The 14303-nt window shown below is 72.6% G+C and carries 19 protein-coding genes; 4 read left to right on the top strand and 15 right to left on the bottom strand.

What is annotated here, in order from left to right; translation table 11 throughout:
* Positions 1–3 precede the first annotated feature (3 nt).
* On the top strand, positions 4–399 hold the full coding sequence (locus EDD26_RS13590; RefSeq protein WP_123698191.1) for a hypothetical protein: 396 nt from the start codon (positions 4–6) through the stop codon (positions 397–399).
* A gap of 11 nt (positions 400–410) precedes the next feature.
* Here the strand turns inward: EDD26_RS13590 and EDD26_RS13595 are convergent, their stop codons facing one another.
* Positions 411–734 (bottom strand): DUF2469 domain-containing protein, encoded by a 324-nt coding sequence (locus EDD26_RS13595; RefSeq protein ID WP_123698192.1) that lies wholly within the window; start codon positions 732–734, stop codon positions 411–413.
* 68 nt (positions 735–802) lie between these two features.
* On the opposite strand from EDD26_RS13595, the gene EDD26_RS13600 reads away from it, so the two are divergent.
* Positions 803–1354 carry an alpha/beta fold hydrolase gene (locus EDD26_RS13600; RefSeq protein WP_170165641.1) on the top strand — a complete coding sequence of 184 codons (552 nt, stop codon included), beginning with the start codon at positions 803–805 and terminating at the stop codon, positions 1352–1354.
* A 31-nt stretch (positions 1355–1385) separates the two neighbouring features.
* Here EDD26_RS13600 and EDD26_RS13605 read toward each other — a convergent pair whose 3' ends face one another.
* From EDD26_RS13605 to rpsP, 8 genes are all read right to left on the bottom strand, one after another.
* Complete coding sequence (locus tag EDD26_RS13605) at positions 1386–2039, bottom strand: ribonuclease HII (RefSeq protein WP_123698194.1); 654 nt, start codon at positions 2037–2039, stop codon at positions 1386–1388.
* Positions 2039–2812, bottom strand: a complete 774-nt coding sequence (gene lepB, locus EDD26_RS13610; RefSeq protein WP_123698195.1) for a signal peptidase I — start codon at positions 2810–2812, stop codon at positions 2039–2041. Before lepB ends, EDD26_RS13605 begins: the two co-directional genes overlap by 1 nt.
* A 132-nt stretch (positions 2813–2944) precedes the next feature.
* Complete coding sequence (gene rplS, locus EDD26_RS13615) at positions 2945–3295, bottom strand: 50S ribosomal protein L19 (protein ID WP_123698196.1); 351 nt, start codon at positions 3293–3295, stop codon at positions 2945–2947.
* Positions 3296–3490: 195 nt separating this feature from the next.
* Positions 3491–4120 carry a hypothetical protein gene (locus EDD26_RS13620; RefSeq protein WP_123698197.1) on the bottom strand — a complete coding sequence of 210 codons (630 nt, stop codon included), beginning with the start codon at positions 4118–4120 and terminating at the stop codon, positions 3491–3493.
* 46 nt (positions 4121–4166) lie between these two features.
* The gene (gene trmD, locus EDD26_RS13625) at positions 4167–4907 is read right to left on the bottom strand and encodes a tRNA (guanosine(37)-N1)-methyltransferase TrmD (RefSeq protein ID WP_123698198.1); all 741 of its coding nucleotides are present in this window, start codon (positions 4905–4907) and stop codon (positions 4167–4169) included.
* Positions 4908–4910: 3 nt separating this feature from the next.
* A complete protein-coding gene (rimM, locus tag EDD26_RS13630; RefSeq protein ID WP_245990119.1) occupies positions 4911–5648 on the bottom strand; it encodes a ribosome maturation factor RimM in 738 nt (245 codons plus the stop codon).
* Positions 5641–5877, bottom strand: coding sequence for an RNA-binding protein (locus EDD26_RS13635; protein ID WP_123698199.1), 237 nt, complete (start codon positions 5875–5877; stop codon positions 5641–5643). Before EDD26_RS13635 ends, rimM begins: the two co-directional genes overlap by 8 nt.
* Positions 5878–5879: 2 nt before the next feature.
* Positions 5880–6305: a 30S ribosomal protein S16 gene (gene rpsP, locus EDD26_RS13640; protein ID WP_123698200.1), complete on the bottom strand. Its 426-nt coding sequence runs from the start codon at positions 6303–6305 to the stop codon at positions 5880–5882.
* 183 nt (positions 6306–6488) lie between these two features.
* Here rpsP and EDD26_RS13645 point away from each other — a divergent pair, with 183 nt between their 5' ends.
* Positions 6489–7583: a glutamate--cysteine ligase 2 gene (locus tag EDD26_RS13645; RefSeq protein ID WP_123698201.1), complete on the top strand. Its 1095-nt coding sequence runs from the start codon at positions 6489–6491 to the stop codon at positions 7581–7583.
* Between the two features lie 124 nt (positions 7584–7707).
* Here EDD26_RS13645 and EDD26_RS13650 read toward each other — a convergent pair whose 3' ends face one another.
* Positions 7708–8517 (bottom strand): LLM class F420-dependent oxidoreductase, encoded by an 810-nt coding sequence (locus EDD26_RS13650; RefSeq protein WP_211333867.1) that lies wholly within the window; start codon positions 8515–8517, stop codon positions 7708–7710.
* Positions 8518–8548: 31 nt separating this feature from the next.
* Between EDD26_RS13650 and EDD26_RS13655 the strand changes: the two genes are divergently transcribed.
* On the top strand, positions 8549–9655 hold the full coding sequence (locus tag EDD26_RS13655; protein WP_123698202.1) for a GNAT family protein: 1107 nt from the start codon (positions 8549–8551) through the stop codon (positions 9653–9655).
* A gap of 6 nt (positions 9656–9661) precedes the next feature.
* On the opposite strand, the gene EDD26_RS13660 is transcribed toward EDD26_RS13655, so the two are convergent.
* The 5 genes from EDD26_RS13660 to EDD26_RS13680 form a co-directional block, all read right to left on the bottom strand.
* A complete protein-coding gene (locus EDD26_RS13660; RefSeq protein ID WP_123698203.1) occupies positions 9662–10321 on the bottom strand; it encodes an NAD(P)H-binding protein in 660 nt (219 codons plus the stop codon).
* A gap of 37 nt (positions 10322–10358) precedes the next feature.
* Positions 10359–11114: an iron ABC transporter ATP-binding protein gene (locus EDD26_RS13665; RefSeq protein ID WP_123698204.1), complete on the bottom strand. Its 756-nt coding sequence runs from the start codon at positions 11112–11114 to the stop codon at positions 10359–10361.
* Complete coding sequence (locus EDD26_RS13670) at positions 11111–12202, bottom strand: iron chelate uptake ABC transporter family permease subunit (RefSeq protein WP_245989928.1); 1092 nt, start codon at positions 12200–12202, stop codon at positions 11111–11113. Before EDD26_RS13670 ends, EDD26_RS13665 begins: the two co-directional genes overlap by 4 nt.
* Positions 12195–13175, bottom strand: a complete 981-nt coding sequence (locus EDD26_RS13675; RefSeq protein WP_123698205.1) for an ABC transporter permease — start codon at positions 13173–13175, stop codon at positions 12195–12197. Before EDD26_RS13675 ends, EDD26_RS13670 begins: the two co-directional genes overlap by 8 nt.
* A 90-nt stretch (positions 13176–13265) precedes the next feature.
* Positions 13266–14258: a siderophore ABC transporter substrate-binding protein gene (locus tag EDD26_RS13680; protein ID WP_123698206.1), complete on the bottom strand. Its 993-nt coding sequence runs from the start codon at positions 14256–14258 to the stop codon at positions 13266–13268.
* Positions 14259–14303: the final 45 nt, after the last annotated feature.

Consider the following 14303-nt stretch of genomic DNA (forward strand, 5'->3'; position numbering starts at 1 on the left):
CGCGTGCGCGCGTCACCGCGCCGCAGTCGGAGGCGGATCCTCGGCGGGCTGCTGCTCGCCGCGCTCTCGATCGCGGCGGTGATCGCGATCGACCCGGCCGAGGGCGGGCTGCCGGGCACCGTGCGCGTGTGGGCGATCGGGACGTTCGTCGCCGGGCTCGTGGTGACCGTCACCGGCGCGCTGCCGTCGGCGCCGGCGGGCGCGGACGCCCGCCCGCGGCCGCGGCTGCGCGGCGTGCTGCTCGCCGGCACCGCGGCGTTCGTGGTGACGCTGAAGGTGGGCGTCGACCGGGAGTCCAGCTGGCTCACCGTCCTGCTCGGCACGTCGCTGATGACCGTCGGCGTCGCCGATGTCGTGGCCGAGCACCGACGCGCGCGGACCGCCGCCGACTCGGCGTGAGCCGCGCGGGGCTACTCCTCGATCGCGAGGTCCTTCGGCAGCTCGAGGTCGCGGGAGGCGAGCTCCTCGACGTTCACGTCCTTAAACGTGAGCACCCGCGCCGACTTGATGAAGCGGTCGGAGCGGTAGATGTCCCACACCCAGACGTCGGTCAGCTCGAGCTCGAAGTAGAAGTCCGTGCCCGCATCGTGGCGGGTGACCTTCACGTCGTTGGCCAGGTAGAAGCGTCGCTCGGTCTCGACGACGTGCTTGAACATGCCGACGACGTCGCGGTACTCCTTGAAGAGGGCCAGCTCGACCTCGCGGTCGTAGTCCTCGATGTCCTCGGGTTCCACGGTGCCATCCTATGGCCCCCGTGCGGGCGCCCCGTCTGCACGGCCGATCAGGAGAGCAGGTGTGCGCCGTGACCATCGACGTCGTGTTCCTCCACGGTGCCGGCGCGGGTGCCTTCGACGAGGACGCGGCCCTCGCCGACAGCCTCGCGCGTCACCTGGGCTCCGGCTTCTCGGTCTCGGTCCCGCGCCTGCCGGAGGACGACCCCGACGACGAGCGGTGGCTCGACGCGATCGGCGCGGCGATCGATGCGGCATCCGAGCCGGTCGTGCTCGTGGGTCACTCGATCGGCGGCTACCTGCTGGTCAAGCACCTCGCGCTCCGGCCCAGGCCCCGTGCGGTCGCCGCCATCTGCCTCATCGCCGCACCGTTCCCGGGCGCCGATCCGGCGTGGACGTTCGACGGGTTCGACCTGCCGGACGACCTCGACCGGCGGCTGCCCGCGGATGTGCCGGTGCTCCTGTGCGCGAGCGAGGACGACGAGACGGTGCCGTTCGCCCACCGCGCCCGCTACGCCGCCGCGATCCCCCGGGCCACGACGCGGACGACGACGGGAGGGCACCAGCTGGGCGACGACCTGCGCGTCGTCGCCGAGGGCATCCGCGCGGCGCTCAGCCTGTGAAGCGCAGCGCGTGCAGCGCAGCGCGCGAGGCTCAGTCCTCGACGGGCGCCGCGCCCGGCGCGTGCAGCCACGACCGTCGGTGCAGCGCGCTCGGGCCCAGCTCGGCGATCGCAGCCATGTGGGCGGCGGAGCCGTAGCCCTTGTTCGACACCCAGCCGTAGCCCGGGTGCACGTCGTCCCACTCGATCATCCGGCCGTCGCGCTCGACCTTCGCCACGAGCGCCGCGCCCGAGACGGATGCGCAGTCGCGGTCGGCCTTGGCGCGCAGGATCGTGCGCACGGGCCGCCGCAGCGCCGGCGCGAGCCAGTCGTGGATGCCGTCGAGCAGGATCGCGGCGGCGGGCACGTCGATGCCCGCCTCGTGCAGGGCGACGAGCGCGCGCCGGCCGGCGAGCCCGAGCGCCACCTGGATGCCGAGCTCGTCGATCTCGTCGTTCGTGGCGTGGCCGACGGCGCTCACGCCCCACGTGCGCACGAGCGGCGCCGTCGCGGTGCGGCGCGGCTCCGTCATCGTCTTCGAGTCGCGCAGGTGCTCCGGCCAGTCCCCGCAGTCGGCCTGCAGCGCGAGCGCGCCGACGCTCACCGGGCCGGCGAGCGCGCCCCTGCCGACCTCATCCATGCCGATGACGAGCGGCGTCTGGGTCCACAGCGTGCGCTCGACCTCGAGCGTCGGCAGGGCGGGCATCAGCCGGCGACGGCGACCGGCAGCAGCTGCTCCGCGGGAGCGCTCTGCGGCTCGACACCGATGAAGGAGGGCTCGTAGCCGTCCAGCCAGGTCCAGCGCTCGAGCGGCCACGACACGAGCACGGCCCGGCCGACGATCGACGCGATGGGCACGAAGCCGCCGCCCGGCGCGTCCATGTGCGCGCGGGAGTCACCCGAGTGGTTGCGGTTGTCGCCGAGCACCCAGACGTGGCCCTCGGGCACGGTGACGTCGAAGGGCACCGAGCTCGCGGGCTGGCCGGCGGCGTCGAGGTGCACGTAGGGCTCGTCGATCGGCACGCCGTTGATCGTCAGCTGGCCGAAGTCGTTGCAGCACTGCACGCGGTCGCCCGGGAGCCCGATGACGCGCTTGATGAGGTAGCCGTGCTCGTCCTCGGGGGCGAGGCCCACGAAGGTCAGGAACCAGTCGATCGCGCCGAAGACGCCGGACTCGGGCTCGGGCGTCGGCTCGGGCAGCCAGCCGCCCGGGTCCTCGAAGACGACGACATCGCCCCGCTCGGCGGCGACGACCGAGGGCGTCAGCAGGCTGACGATGATGCGGTCGTCGACCTGGAGCGTCTCGTTCATCGACTCGGACGGGATCCAGAACGGCCGGATCAGGAACGTCTTCACGAGGAAGGAGATCAGCAGCGCGATGAGGAAGATGACCACCAGGTCGCGCAGGAACAGCAGGAAGCCACGGCCACCGGACCGCTGCTCGCGGCCCGCTGCGCCAGTCTCCACCGTCTCCGTCATCCCTCGACCCTTCGCCTCGGCAAGTCTAGGCGCGCGCGTGCGCCGCCCCGTCGCCGCCGCGACGCATCGGGTCACGATTCGGCGACGAACGCAGAACGGGGCCGGCATGATGCCGGCCCCGTTCTGGTGCGATCAGGAGAAGTCGCGCTTCTCGCGGATCTTCGCAGCCTTGCCCCGCAGGCCGCGGAGGTAGTAGAGCTTCGCACGGCGGACGTCGCCGCGGCTCACGAGCTCGATGTGGTCGATGACCGGGGAGTGCACGGGGAACGTGCGCTCGACGCCGACCTGGAACGAGACCTTGCGGACCGTGAAGGTCTCGCGCACGCCGTGGCCCTGGCGGCCGATGACGACGCCCTGGAAGATCTGCACGCGCGAGCGCGAGCCCTCGATGATGTTGACGTGGACCTTGACGTTGTCGCCGGGTCGGAAGTCGGGGACGTCGGAACGGAGGCTGACGGCATCGACCTTGTCGAGGATGTGCATGGCGGTATCGCTCTCTGCAGCCGCCACAGGTCGGCCGCGAATGAATGGAAGGATCAGGGGGTTCTTGCTCGGTGCCCGCCGCTCCCCTGTGGCAGAGGAAATGTGGCAGAGGCCGCACGGAGGCGGTGACTGCGTGTGGCACCAACGGACCATCTTGCCATACCGCGGCGGCGCGCGCCAACGCGCGCGGGCCCGCTAGCGGCGCGGGTCGTCGTCGATGCTGATGATCCGGCCGGCCTGCGGTCCGTCGACGGGCTCGAACGTCGCGTCGGCCTGACGCGCGCGCTGCTCGAGCAGCGGCGACTGCAGGTCGTTCACGGCGCGCTCGACGCGGGCGCGGGTCTCGCGACCGAGCTCGAGCACCTGCAGCCACGCGATCACGGCGCCCCCGAGGACGACCGCCAGGATGCCGATCGAGGTCAGCGACTGGGATGCCGTGAGCCAGCCGTCGCCGAACCACGCGGTGAGCGCGCTGCCGGTGCGCCCGCCGCCGGAGTCGACGACGGTGAAGCCGAGGAGCGCGATGACGAGCAGCCAGGGGCCGACGAGGCGCAGGTCGCGCCACTGGACGGCGCGGGGCCGGCGCACCTCCTTGCGGGCGACGGTCAGGCCGACGACGACGCCGATGAGCACCGCGAGCCCGGGGCCGAGCAGCGCCTGCAGCAGCAGCCAGTCGCCCAGCGGCGCACCCGCGAAGGCGCGGCCGAACATGATCCAGGCGGGCAGCACCACGATCGCGGCGATCATCGCCCAGAAGAAGCCTCGCAGCGCCCAGTGCCGTGCACCGGGGCGCGAGCCTGCCGACGTGCCTGCGGTCCCTGCCATGCCATCGAGGCTAACCGGCCGAGCCGATGGGCGCCCGGATGTTCGCTCAGGGCTGGCGGGACGCCGTGCGCTCCGCGCCGTCGCCGTCCGGCAGCAGATCGGGCCGCACGCGACGGGTGCGCTCGAGCGCCTGCTCACGGCGCCAGGCGGCGACCGCGGCGTGGTTGCCGCCGTGCAGCACCCCGGGCACCTCGAGGCCGCGCCACACGCGCGGCTTCGTGTACGAGGGGTGCTCGAGCAGGCCGCTCTCGTGGCTCTCCTCGACGAGGCTCTCGGGGTTGCCGACGACGCCCGGCACGAGCCGGCCGATCGCCTCGATCATCGCCATCGCGGCGACCTCGCCGCCGTTGAGCACGTAGTCGCCGAGGCTCACCTCGAGCACGCGCGCCCGCGTGGCCACGTGCTCGACGACGCGCGCGTCGATGCCCTCGTAGCGGCCGCACGCGAAGACGATGCGGCGCTCGGCCGCGAGCTCGCGCGCGAGCGACTGGGTGAACGGGGTGCCGGCGGGCGTCGTGAAGACGACCACCGCGTCCGACGTGCCTGCCGCGTCCTCGTCCGGTCCGAGCAGCGCGTCGAAGGCCTCGCCCCACGGCTCGGGCTTCATGACCATGCCGGCGCCGCCGCCGTAGGGCGTGTCGTCGACCGTGCGGTGGCGGTCGTGCGTCCACTGCCGGAGGTCGTGCACGCCGAGCTCGAGCACACCGTCGCGGCGCGCCTTGCCCAGCAGCGAGACGTCGAGGACGCCGAAGAACTCGGGGAAGATCGTGACGATGTCGAAGCGCACGGCCTAGGCCCGGTCGGCGGGCGCGTCGCCTGCGGATGCGTCGTCGTCCGCGGGTGCCTCGGGTGCGCCGTCCGCGGTCGCGTCGTCGATGACCGCCGCGTCGGCCGTCGCCTCGTCGGCGGTGGCCTCGTCGGCGGTCGCCTCGTCGGCGGTCGCCTCGTCAGCGGTGGCCTCGGCCTGCTCGTCGGGCGTCTCGAGATCCTCGAGCAGCCCGGGCGGCGGGGTCACGACGATGCGCCCGGCGCGGAGGTCGACCTCCGGCACGATCGCCTTGACGAACGGCACCATCGTCTCGGTGCCGTCGATGTCGATGATGAGCATGTCCTGCGCGGGCATCGGGTCGACGCGCACGACGCGGCCGATGCGGGCGCCGTCGCGGATGACGTCGAGGCCGGCCAGCTGGTGCACGTACCAGGCGTCGGGCTCCGTCGAGACCTCGGTGGCGTCCTGATCGATCCAGAGCACCGCCTTGACGAGCGACTCCGCCTCGGTGCGGTCGGTGACGCCGGCGAAGAATGCGACGGGCGTGCCGTTGTAGACGCGCAGCTCGAGCAGCTCGAGGGTCTTGCCGTGCCACTTCGACGACGTGGGCACCTGCAGCGTGAACGTCGCGCCGGGCGTGAAGCGCCGCGCGGGGTCGTCGGTGTAGAGCTCGACCTTGATCGCGCCCTTCAGCCCATGGGCGCGCGTGAGCCGGCCGACGCGCAGCTGGGTGCGAGCGGGCACGGCGGGCCTAGCGATCGGTGTCCACCACGTCCACGCGGACGCGGCGCCCCCCGGGCAGCGCACCGATCACGGTGCGCAGCGCGCCGGCCGTGCGGCCGCCGCGCCCGATGACGCGGCCGAGGTCCTCGGGGTGCACGCGCACCTCGAGGACCTCGCCGCGCTGCGTGTCGCGCGCGCCGACGCGCACGTCGTCGGGGCGATCGACGATCCCCTTGACGAGGTGCTCGAGGGCGTCGCGCAGCATGCTCAGGACTCGGTCGACTCGGCCTCGGCGGCGGCGGGCGCCTCCTCGGCAGCCGCGGCCGGAGCCTCGGCGGGCTTCTCGGCCTTGGGCTTCAGCACCGGCTTCTTGAGCTCGTCGGCGACGAACGCCTTCTTGCCCTCCGGCTGCTTGACCTGGCTCTCGGTCGGGCCCTCGCCCGTGAAGCGACCCCAGTCGCCCGTGAGCTTGAGGAGTGCCTGCACCTGCTCGGTCGGCTGCGCGCCGACGCCGAGCCAGTACTGGGCGCGCTCGCTGTCGATCTCGATCAGCGACGGGTTCAGCGTCGGGTGGTACTTGCCGATCTCCTCGATCACGCGGCCGTCGCGCTTGGTGCGCGAGTCGGCCACGACGACGCGGTAGAAGGGTGCGCGAATCTTGCCGAAGCGCTTCAGACGGATCTTGACTGCCACAGTTCTCCTGCTTTGTGTTCTCGTGTTGCACCGCGGCCTGCGCACGTGGGATATGCGCGGCCCGCAAAGCTCGGTGAGCATCCGCGCGCCGGATAGAGGGTCGGGCGCGTGCTCGACCCCCTATTCTGGCACACCGCGGGGCGACGTGCGCGCCATCCAGCGGCACGGCCCTACGCTCGACCCATGGACTTCGCATCCTCCAGGCGCTCGACGCTCGGCGTCGAGTGGGAGCTGGCGCTCGTGGACCCCCAGTCGGGCGAGATGGTGCCCCGGGCCAAGGAGCTGCTCACCGCGATCGACGATCCGCGGTTCGACAAGGAGTTCCTCACCGGGATGATCGAGCTCATCACGGGCGTGCACACCACGACGGATGCGGCGGTCGACGAGCTGCGCGAGATGCGCGACGTCGCCGTGGCGGCCGCCGAGCGCCTCGGCGTCGCGATCGTCGGCACGGGCACGCACCCGACGAGCCGCTGGCGCGAGCAGGAGCAGGCCGACGACGCCCGCTACCGCCGCGTGGTGCAGAAGGCCGGGGACTGGGGACGTCGGCTCATCATCTTCGGCGTGCACAACCACGTCGGCATCGAGCAGCGCGAGAAGGTCGTGCCGCTGCTGCGCACGATGCTCGACCGGCTGCCGCTCATCCTCGCGCTCTCGGCGTCGAGCCCGTTCTGGCAGGGCCTCGACACCGGCTTCGCCTCGCACCGCACGATGCTCTTCCAGCAGCTGCCGACCGGCGGGCTGCCGCCGATGCTCGTCGACTGGGCGGAGTACGAGCGCACGCTCTCGGACATGCTCGCCGCCGGCGTCATCGACGAGCTCGGCGAGCTGCGCTGGGACGTGCGCCCCTCCCCCTCGATCGGCACGCTCGAGGTGCGCGTCGCCGACGGCGCCCCGTCGATCGACGACCTCGCGGCCGTGACCGCGCTCACCCACTGCCTCATCGAGGAGGCCTCGCGGGCGCTCGACGACGGCGCGCCGCAGCACCACCTGCCCTACTGGCTCGTGCGCGAGAACAAGTGGCGCGCGGCGCGCGACGGCCTCGGCGCGACCGTGATCGTCGACGAGCAGGGCACGCTGCAGAACGCCCGCGACGCGATCGCGGAGGCGGCCGACCGGCTGCGCCCGATCGCCGAGGACCTCGGCGCCGCCCGGTCGCTCGCGACCGTCGAGCGGGTGCTCGACGGGGGCGGCTCGGCGGCCCGGCAGCGCGCGGCGTTCGAGCGCGGCGGCCACGAGGCGGTGCTCGCCGAGCTCATCGAGGCGATGCGCGCCTAGTCGCGCGACCCTCGGGGACCGCGCGAGTCCGATCGGGCTGCGCCACGACCCGGCCCCGTGGGGAGCCCGGTGGGCGGCGCAGCCACATCGAGCGCAGGCTCGTCCGGGCGGGTCCGGCCGCTCGCTACCCGTTCTTGCGGTCGCGCCACTCGAGGAAGGCCGGCACCCGGTCGAGCGCGTAGCCGTCGGGGCCGTCGTCGCCCGAGAGCGGGATCGTGAGCAGCCGCGTGCCCGCGGCGTGCAGCGCGTCGAGGCGCTCGAAGCCCACGCCGCCGATGCCGTCGCGCACGCTCGCGCCGTTCGAGATCTCGATCTCGGCGACGTCGCGGCCGATCGCCTCGCAGTGCCCGCGCAGCACGTCGAGCTTCTGCGACAGCTCGTCGGGCCCCACGAAGGAGTGCCAGATGTCGCCGTGCCGCGCGACGAGCGGCAGCGTCTTCCGCTCACCCTTGCCGCCGATGAGGATCGGCATGCGGCCGAGCGGCGGCGGGTTCAGCTGGTCCCAGCGGGCGCGGATGCGCGGCAGGGCCTCGGCGAGCGCGTCGAGCCGCGTCCCGACCGTGCCGAAGTCGTAGCCGTAGTCGATGTAGTCGCGCTCGAACCATCCCGAGCCGATGCCGAAGACGAAGCGGCCGCCGGAGATGTGGTCGATCGTGCGGGCGACGTCGGCGAGCAGGTCGGGGTTGCGGTACGAGTTGCAGAAGACGAGCGGGCCGATCTGCACGCGCTCGGTCGCGACCGCCCACGCGGCGAGCTGCGTCGTCGACTCGAAGTGCACGCCCTCCGGATCGCCCGAGAGCGGGAAGAAGTGGTCCCAGCCGAAGACGGCGTCGACGCCCATGTCCTCGAGCCGGCGCGCGGCGTCGATCGTGGCCTGCATGGGCGCGTGCTGCGGCGCGAGCTGCACGCCGATCCTCGTGGGTCGTTCCATCATGCGATCGACCCTACGCGGCTAGCCTGGGGCGGTGACCGCAACCCCCCTCGCCCCCATCGCCGAGCGCGCCCAGGCGCCCGCCACGCTGCCCGAGATCACCGCCGGCGCCCTGACGTGGCGCGCCGCGACCGTCGACGACGCGCCCGCGCTCGTCGCGCTCTACGGCGCCGTCGGCGACGCCGACCGCGAGCCGTACCGCGAGTCGCTCGAGGAGGTGCACGACGACCTGGCGGCGCCGTGGCGCAGCCTCGACACGGACTCGCTGCTCGGGTTCGATGCCGACGGCGAGCTGCGCGCATCCGGCTTCGTCAACACCGCGCCCGGCGACGTGCGCGCCGTGCGGGCGTTCGTCTTCGGCAACGTGCACCCGGAGCGCCGCGGCGAGGGCATCGGCACGCAGCTGCAGGCGTGGCTCATTGCGCGCGCCCGGCAGGTGCTGGCCGCCTCCGGCAAGGAGCTCCCCGCGCGCATCGCCACGTTCGCCGAGGACGACGCGCCCGAGTCGAAGCTGCGGCTCCACGAGCAGGGCGGCTTCGAGATCCGCCGCTGGTTCGCCGACCTCAAGCGGCCGATCGTCGACGGCGAGCCGGTGCCGGAGGTCGAGCTCTCGGGCTCGCTGCGGCTCGTGCCGTGGTCGGACGAGCTCGACGAGCCTGCGCGGCTCGCGCACAACGACGCCTTCCGCGACCACTGGGGCAGCGAGCCGCAGACGCGCGAGCAGTGGACGAACGGGCGCAGCGAGTTCGCGCCGACGTGGTCGTACCTGGTCGTCGACGACGCGCCCGACGTCGACGCGCTGCTCGCCGACCCGTCCACCGACGACGAGACGGCCGCGTCGCTGCGCGCCGGCGAGCCCCTCGTGGTCGGCTACCAGCTCGCGAGCCGCTACGAGGGCGACTTCGCGCTGCGCGGCTACTCGTTCGGCTACACCGACCTGCTCGGGGTGCGCCGCGCCTACCGCGGCCGCCGCGTGGCGGTCGTGGCGCTCGCCGCGGGCATCCGCGCCTTCGCCGCCGACGGCATGGATGCCGCGGTGCTCGACGTCGACACGGCGAGCCCGACGGGCGCCGACGGCCTCTACGCGCGGCTCGGCTACGTCAAGGTCTCCGGCTCGCACATGGCGTCCATCGAGCTCTGACCGGCCCTACCAGGGCAGCGAGCCCAGCGCCTCGGCGACCGGCGTCCCGCCGGCGTTGCAGCGGAGCGTGATGCCGCGCACGCCGCGGTGCGCGACCACCTCTGCGATGAGCCGCGCGACGGTCGCGCGCGGGATCTCCCCCGACTCCAGCGAGCCCGAAGGCTCGTCGAGCTCGATGCCGCCCTCCTCGTCGAGCGTGAGGGTGGAGGGCGCGAGGATCACCCAGTCGGCGCCGGAGGCGCGGATGGCCTCGTCGACGAGCGACTTCGCCTCGGCGTAGGTGTGGAACGGGTGGTCCTCGGCGACGCCGTGGTCCCGGTGGGAGCCGAAGTAGGAGACCATCACGAGCCGGGCGCCGCTGCGCTGCACCGCGTCGAGCACGCGCAGCGCCGCGTCGTGGTCGACGGCCCACGTGCGCTCGGCGGAGCCGCCGCCCGCGCCCGCCGACCAGACGACGACGTCGAAGCCCTTGACGAGCTCGTCGACGCCTTGCTGGTCGAGCTGCTCGAGGTCGGCGACGACGGGCTCCGCACCGGTCTCGGCGACGTCGCCGGCGTGGTCGGGGTTGCGGATGGCGCCGTGCACGGTGTGCTGGGCCGATGCGAGCATGCGCTGCGCGAGGAGGGCGATCTTGCCGTGTCCGCCGAGGACGAGGATGCGTGCCATGGCCGCAACGCTACGCGGGGCGCCTGGACGCGGCGCGTCAGTAGTAGACGGCGAGCCTGCCGCTCGGTCCGTCGACCATCTGCACGGGCGTGTCGAACACCCGCGACAGCACCTCGTCGGTGAGCACCTCGTCGGGCGTGCCGAACTCCACCACCTGGCCGTCCTTCACGGCGCAGATGCGGTCGGCGTAGTGCCCTGCGAAGTTGATGTCGTGCAGCACGATGACGATCGTGCGCCCCAGCTCCTCGGCGGCCCGGCGCAGGTGCTGCATCATCTGCACCGAGTGGCGCATGTCGAGGTTGTTGAGCGGCTCGTCGAGCAGCACGTACTCGGTGTCCTGCGCGAGCACCATCGCCACGTAGGCGCGCTGCCGCTGGCCGCCCGAGAGCTCGTCGAGGTAGCGGTGCTCGAGCTCGCGGAGGTCGACGAAGTCGATCGCGGCGCTCACGTGCCGCTCGTCCTCCGGCGTCAGGCGGCCGGGCGAGTGGGGGAAGCGGCCGAGCGCGACGAGCTGGCGGATGGTGAGGCGCGTGACGAAGTGGTTCTCCTGCCGCAGGATCGAGACGACGGTCGCGAGCCGCTTCGACGGCGTGCGCGTCACGTCGTGCCCCGCGATCTCGATGGAGCCCGCGTCGAGGCTCAGCAGCCTGCCCATCATCGTGAGCAGCGTCGACTTGCCGGCGCCGTTGGGGCCGACGAGCGCCGTGATGCCGCCACGCGGGATCTCCAGGTCGACCGGCCCGATCGACACCTCGCTGCCGTAGTCCTTCCGCACTCCTCGGAGCGTGATCACAGTCGGCCCTTCCTGAGGATGACGAAGAGGAACACGCTGCCGCCGATCAGCTCGATGATGATCGAGACGACGCCCTCCGCGTAGAACACGTGGCGCATGATGAAGTAGGCGCCGCTCAGCACGACGAAGCCGAGCAGCGCGGCGACCGGAAGGATGTACCGGTGGTCGTGCGTGTCGGCCGCCTGGTAGGCGAGGGTCGCGACGAGGAACCCGAGGAACACCATCGGCCCGACGAGCGCGGTCGAGACGGCCATCAGGATCGACACGAGCAGCAGCACGCGCATGACCTCGCCGCGGTGGTGCAGCCCGAGGCTGGTGCTCGCGTCGCGCCCGAGCGCGAGCACGTTCATCCGCCGCGACCGCATCCAGAGCAGCGCGGCCGCGACCACGACGAGCGGGATCGCGATCGGCAGGTAGTCGGCATCGGCGTTCGAGACGTTGCCGAAGAGCCGCGCGCTGAGCACGTCGAACTCGCTCGGCGAGAGCAGCCGTTGCATGAAGGCCGACACCGAGCCGAGCCCGCCGCCGATGACGATGCCGATGAGCAGCATGACCTGGAGGTTGCCGTAGCGGCCGGAGAGCAGCCAGCCGTAGAGCAGCAGCGCGAAGCCGACCATGAGCGCGACCTGCAGCACGAACTGCGGCACGCCCTGGAGGGCCACGACGCCGGCGATGCCGAGCATGTAGACGGAGGTGGTCTGCACCGCCACGTAGAGCGCCTCGAACCCCATGATCGACGGGGTGATGATGCGGTTGCTCGTCACGGTCTGGAAGCTCACGGTCGCGAACGCCTGGCAGACCGCGACGACGGCCATGACCGTGACGCTCGTGGCGCGCATCTCCGCGATCGTCCAGAAGCCGGCGGAGCCGATCGGCATGGGGTTGTCCCACGCGAGCAGGCCGAAGCCGAACACCAGCGCGAGCACGATGAGCGCGCCGAGCACGACCCAGTAGCGGCGGCGCGCGCGCCCGGCGAGCGGCCCGGAGGCGCGTGCGGCCGTCGGGGCAGCATCCGCCCGCGTCGCATCCGCATGCGTCGCAGCCGCTCGCGCGCCGTCCGCTGGCCCCTGGCGCACGACGTCAACCACGGCGACGCTGCCGCAGCAGGAGGGCGATGAACACGATGGCGCCGAGCACGCCGAGGATCAGCGACACCGGCACCTCGAACGGCGCGATGATCGTGCGGCCGAGCAGGTCGCACGCGGTCACGATCGCGATGCCGACGAGGCACACCCATGGGAGGTTGCTGCGCAGGTCGTCGCCGCGCACCATCGACACGATGTTCGGCACGATGAGGCCGAGGAACGGGAGGTTGCCGACGACGACGGTCACGACGCCGGTCGCGATCGCCACGAGCGCCGCGCCGAGCAGCACCACGCGCTGGTAGTTCAGACCGACGTTCGTGGCGACCTCCTCGCCGAGCCCCGCGAGCGTGAAGCGGTCGGCCACGACGAAGACCACGATCGCCACGACGGCGACGATCCAGAGCGGCTCGTACTGGCCGCGCAGCACCGAGGTGAAGCTGCCGGCGAACCAGACGCCGAGGCTCTGCAGCATGTCGGTCTGCAGCGCGATGAAGGTCGAGACCGCCGAGACGACGGCGCCCATCATGATGCCGACGATCGGCACGATGAGCGACGAGCGCAGCGAGATGCGGCGCAGGAAGAGGAAGAAGAGCATCGTGCCGACGAAGGCCGCGGCGACCGCGCCGAGCATGCGCGGCAGGATGCCCGCGGTCGGCACGATGATCATGACGGCCATGAGCCCGAGCCCTGCCCACTCGGTGGTGCCGGTCGTGGTCGGCTCGACGAAGCGGTTCTGGGTGAGCAGCTGCATCACCAGGCCGCACATCGCCATCGCCGCGCCCGCGAGCACGAGGGCGATCGTGCGCGGGATGCGCGTGATCGCGAACATCTCCTGCCCGTCACTCGCGCCGAAGACGTCGTAGACGCCGGTGAGGAGCGACGCGCCGAGCAGCAGCAGCACGACGGCGATGCCGATGACCAGGCGGGCGTCGAGCAGCGGCGGGCGCGTGCCGGCCCGGACCTCGGTGGCGGTCATCGCTCCCCCGCTGCGCGGTGCGACGGCGCGACGACGGCGGCCCAGGCCACAGGGCCGGGCGCCGCCGCCGTCGCTCGCGTCACGATCGGATCAGCTCGCCGACTCGAGGGCGTCGGCGAACGCCTCGAAGAACTCGGTGTACGTCTGGATGCTCTCGTTCGTGTACGTGTCGGCGGGCATGTAGACGATCCGGTCCTCCTGCACCGCGGTGACGCCGGCGAGCGCCTCCGAGCTCTCGAGGATGTCGGCGGCGGGCGAGAAGGCCGGGTCGTCGGCGGCCACGGCCGCGTCGCGGTCCATCACGAGCATCCACGCCGGGTTCGAGGCCGCGATCGCCTCGACCGAGATGTCGTCGCCCTGGTGGTCGTCGGTCGAGCCGTCGACCTCGAGCGCCGGCGTCAGGCCGAGGATGTCGAACACCGGTCCGAGCGTGCGGCCGACGCTCGGCGCGAGGTAGCCGATCTCGCCGCCGGAGGTCGTGACCGCCATGACCGAGTCCGCGTCGTCGTACGCTGCGGCGGCGCGCTCGATCGCGGCGTCGAAGTCGGCGACGAGCTGCGCGGCCTCCGCCTGCTTGCCGAACACCTCGCCGAGCACGGTCACCTGGCGGCGGAGCTCCTCGTCGAAGGGCTCGCCCTCGCGCGGCTCGAGCTGCAGGATCGTCGCGTCGGGCACGAGGGCGGCGATGTCGGCGTCGCGGTCCGAGAAGCGCTGGCCGCTGATGACGAGGTCGGGCTCGACGGCGACGATGGCCTCGAGGTCGGGCTCGCGGTGGTTGCCGATGTCGATGATCGCGTCGTCCTCGGTGTACGAGATCGTGTCGGGCATGAGCGCGACGGCGGCGGCGCTCAGCTCGATGCCCCAGGCGTCGAGCGTCTCGAACGTGCGGTTGTCGAGGGCGACGACGGAGGTGGGCGGCAGCGCGATCGTGTGCGTGCCCGCGTTGTCGGTGATCTCGACCGTCGAGGCGGCAGCGGTCGTCTCGGCGGGCGCCTCCTCGGCGGTGGCGGCGGAGCAGCCCGCGAGGAGCATCGCTGACGCGGCGAGCGCCGAGAGGCCGGCAAGCGAACGGTTCGAGGGCATGGCTGTCTCCTTGTGCTGGATGCCGCCGGCGCGCTGGACCGGCGT

The organism is Agrococcus jenensis (assembly GCF_003752465.1).
GTDB classification, from domain to species: Bacteria; Actinomycetota; Actinomycetes; order Actinomycetales; family Microbacteriaceae; genus Agrococcus; species Agrococcus jenensis.

Excerpts from the sequence above, each read along its gene's own strand:
- EDD26_RS13605 (WP_123698194.1), bottom strand. The coding sequence starts at position 2,039 with ATGCCCGCCCTGCCGACGCTCGAGGTCGAGCGCACGCTGTGGACCCAG.
- lepB (WP_123698195.1), bottom strand. The coding sequence starts at position 2,812 with ATGACGGAGACGGTGGAGACTGGCGCAGCGGGCCGCGAGCAGCGGTCC.
- rplS (WP_123698196.1), bottom strand. The coding sequence starts at position 3,295 with ATGCACATCCTCGACAAGGTCGATGCCGTCAGCCTCCGTTCCGACGTC.
- EDD26_RS13620 (WP_123698197.1), bottom strand. The coding sequence starts at position 4,120 with ATGGCAGGGACCGCAGGCACGTCGGCAGGCTCGCGCCCCGGTGCACGG.
- EDD26_RS13635 (WP_123698199.1), bottom strand. The coding sequence starts at position 5,877 with ATGCTGCGCGACGCCCTCGAGCACCTCGTCAAGGGGATCGTCGATCGC.
- EDD26_RS13645 (WP_123698201.1), top strand. The coding sequence starts at position 6,489 with ATGGACTTCGCATCCTCCAGGCGCTCGACGCTCGGCGTCGAGTGGGAG.
- EDD26_RS13650 (WP_211333867.1), bottom strand. The coding sequence starts at position 8,517 with ATGATGGAACGACCCACGAGGATCGGCGTGCAGCTCGCGCCGCAGCAC.
- EDD26_RS13660 (WP_123698203.1), bottom strand. The coding sequence starts at position 10,321 with ATGGCACGCATCCTCGTCCTCGGCGGACACGGCAAGATCGCCCTCCTC.
- EDD26_RS13675 (WP_123698205.1), bottom strand. The coding sequence starts at position 13,175 with ATGACCGCCACCGAGGTCCGGGCCGGCACGCGCCCGCCGCTGCTCGAC.
- EDD26_RS13680 (WP_123698206.1), bottom strand. The coding sequence starts at position 14,258 with ATGCCCTCGAACCGTTCGCTTGCCGGCCTCTCGGCGCTCGCCGCGTCA.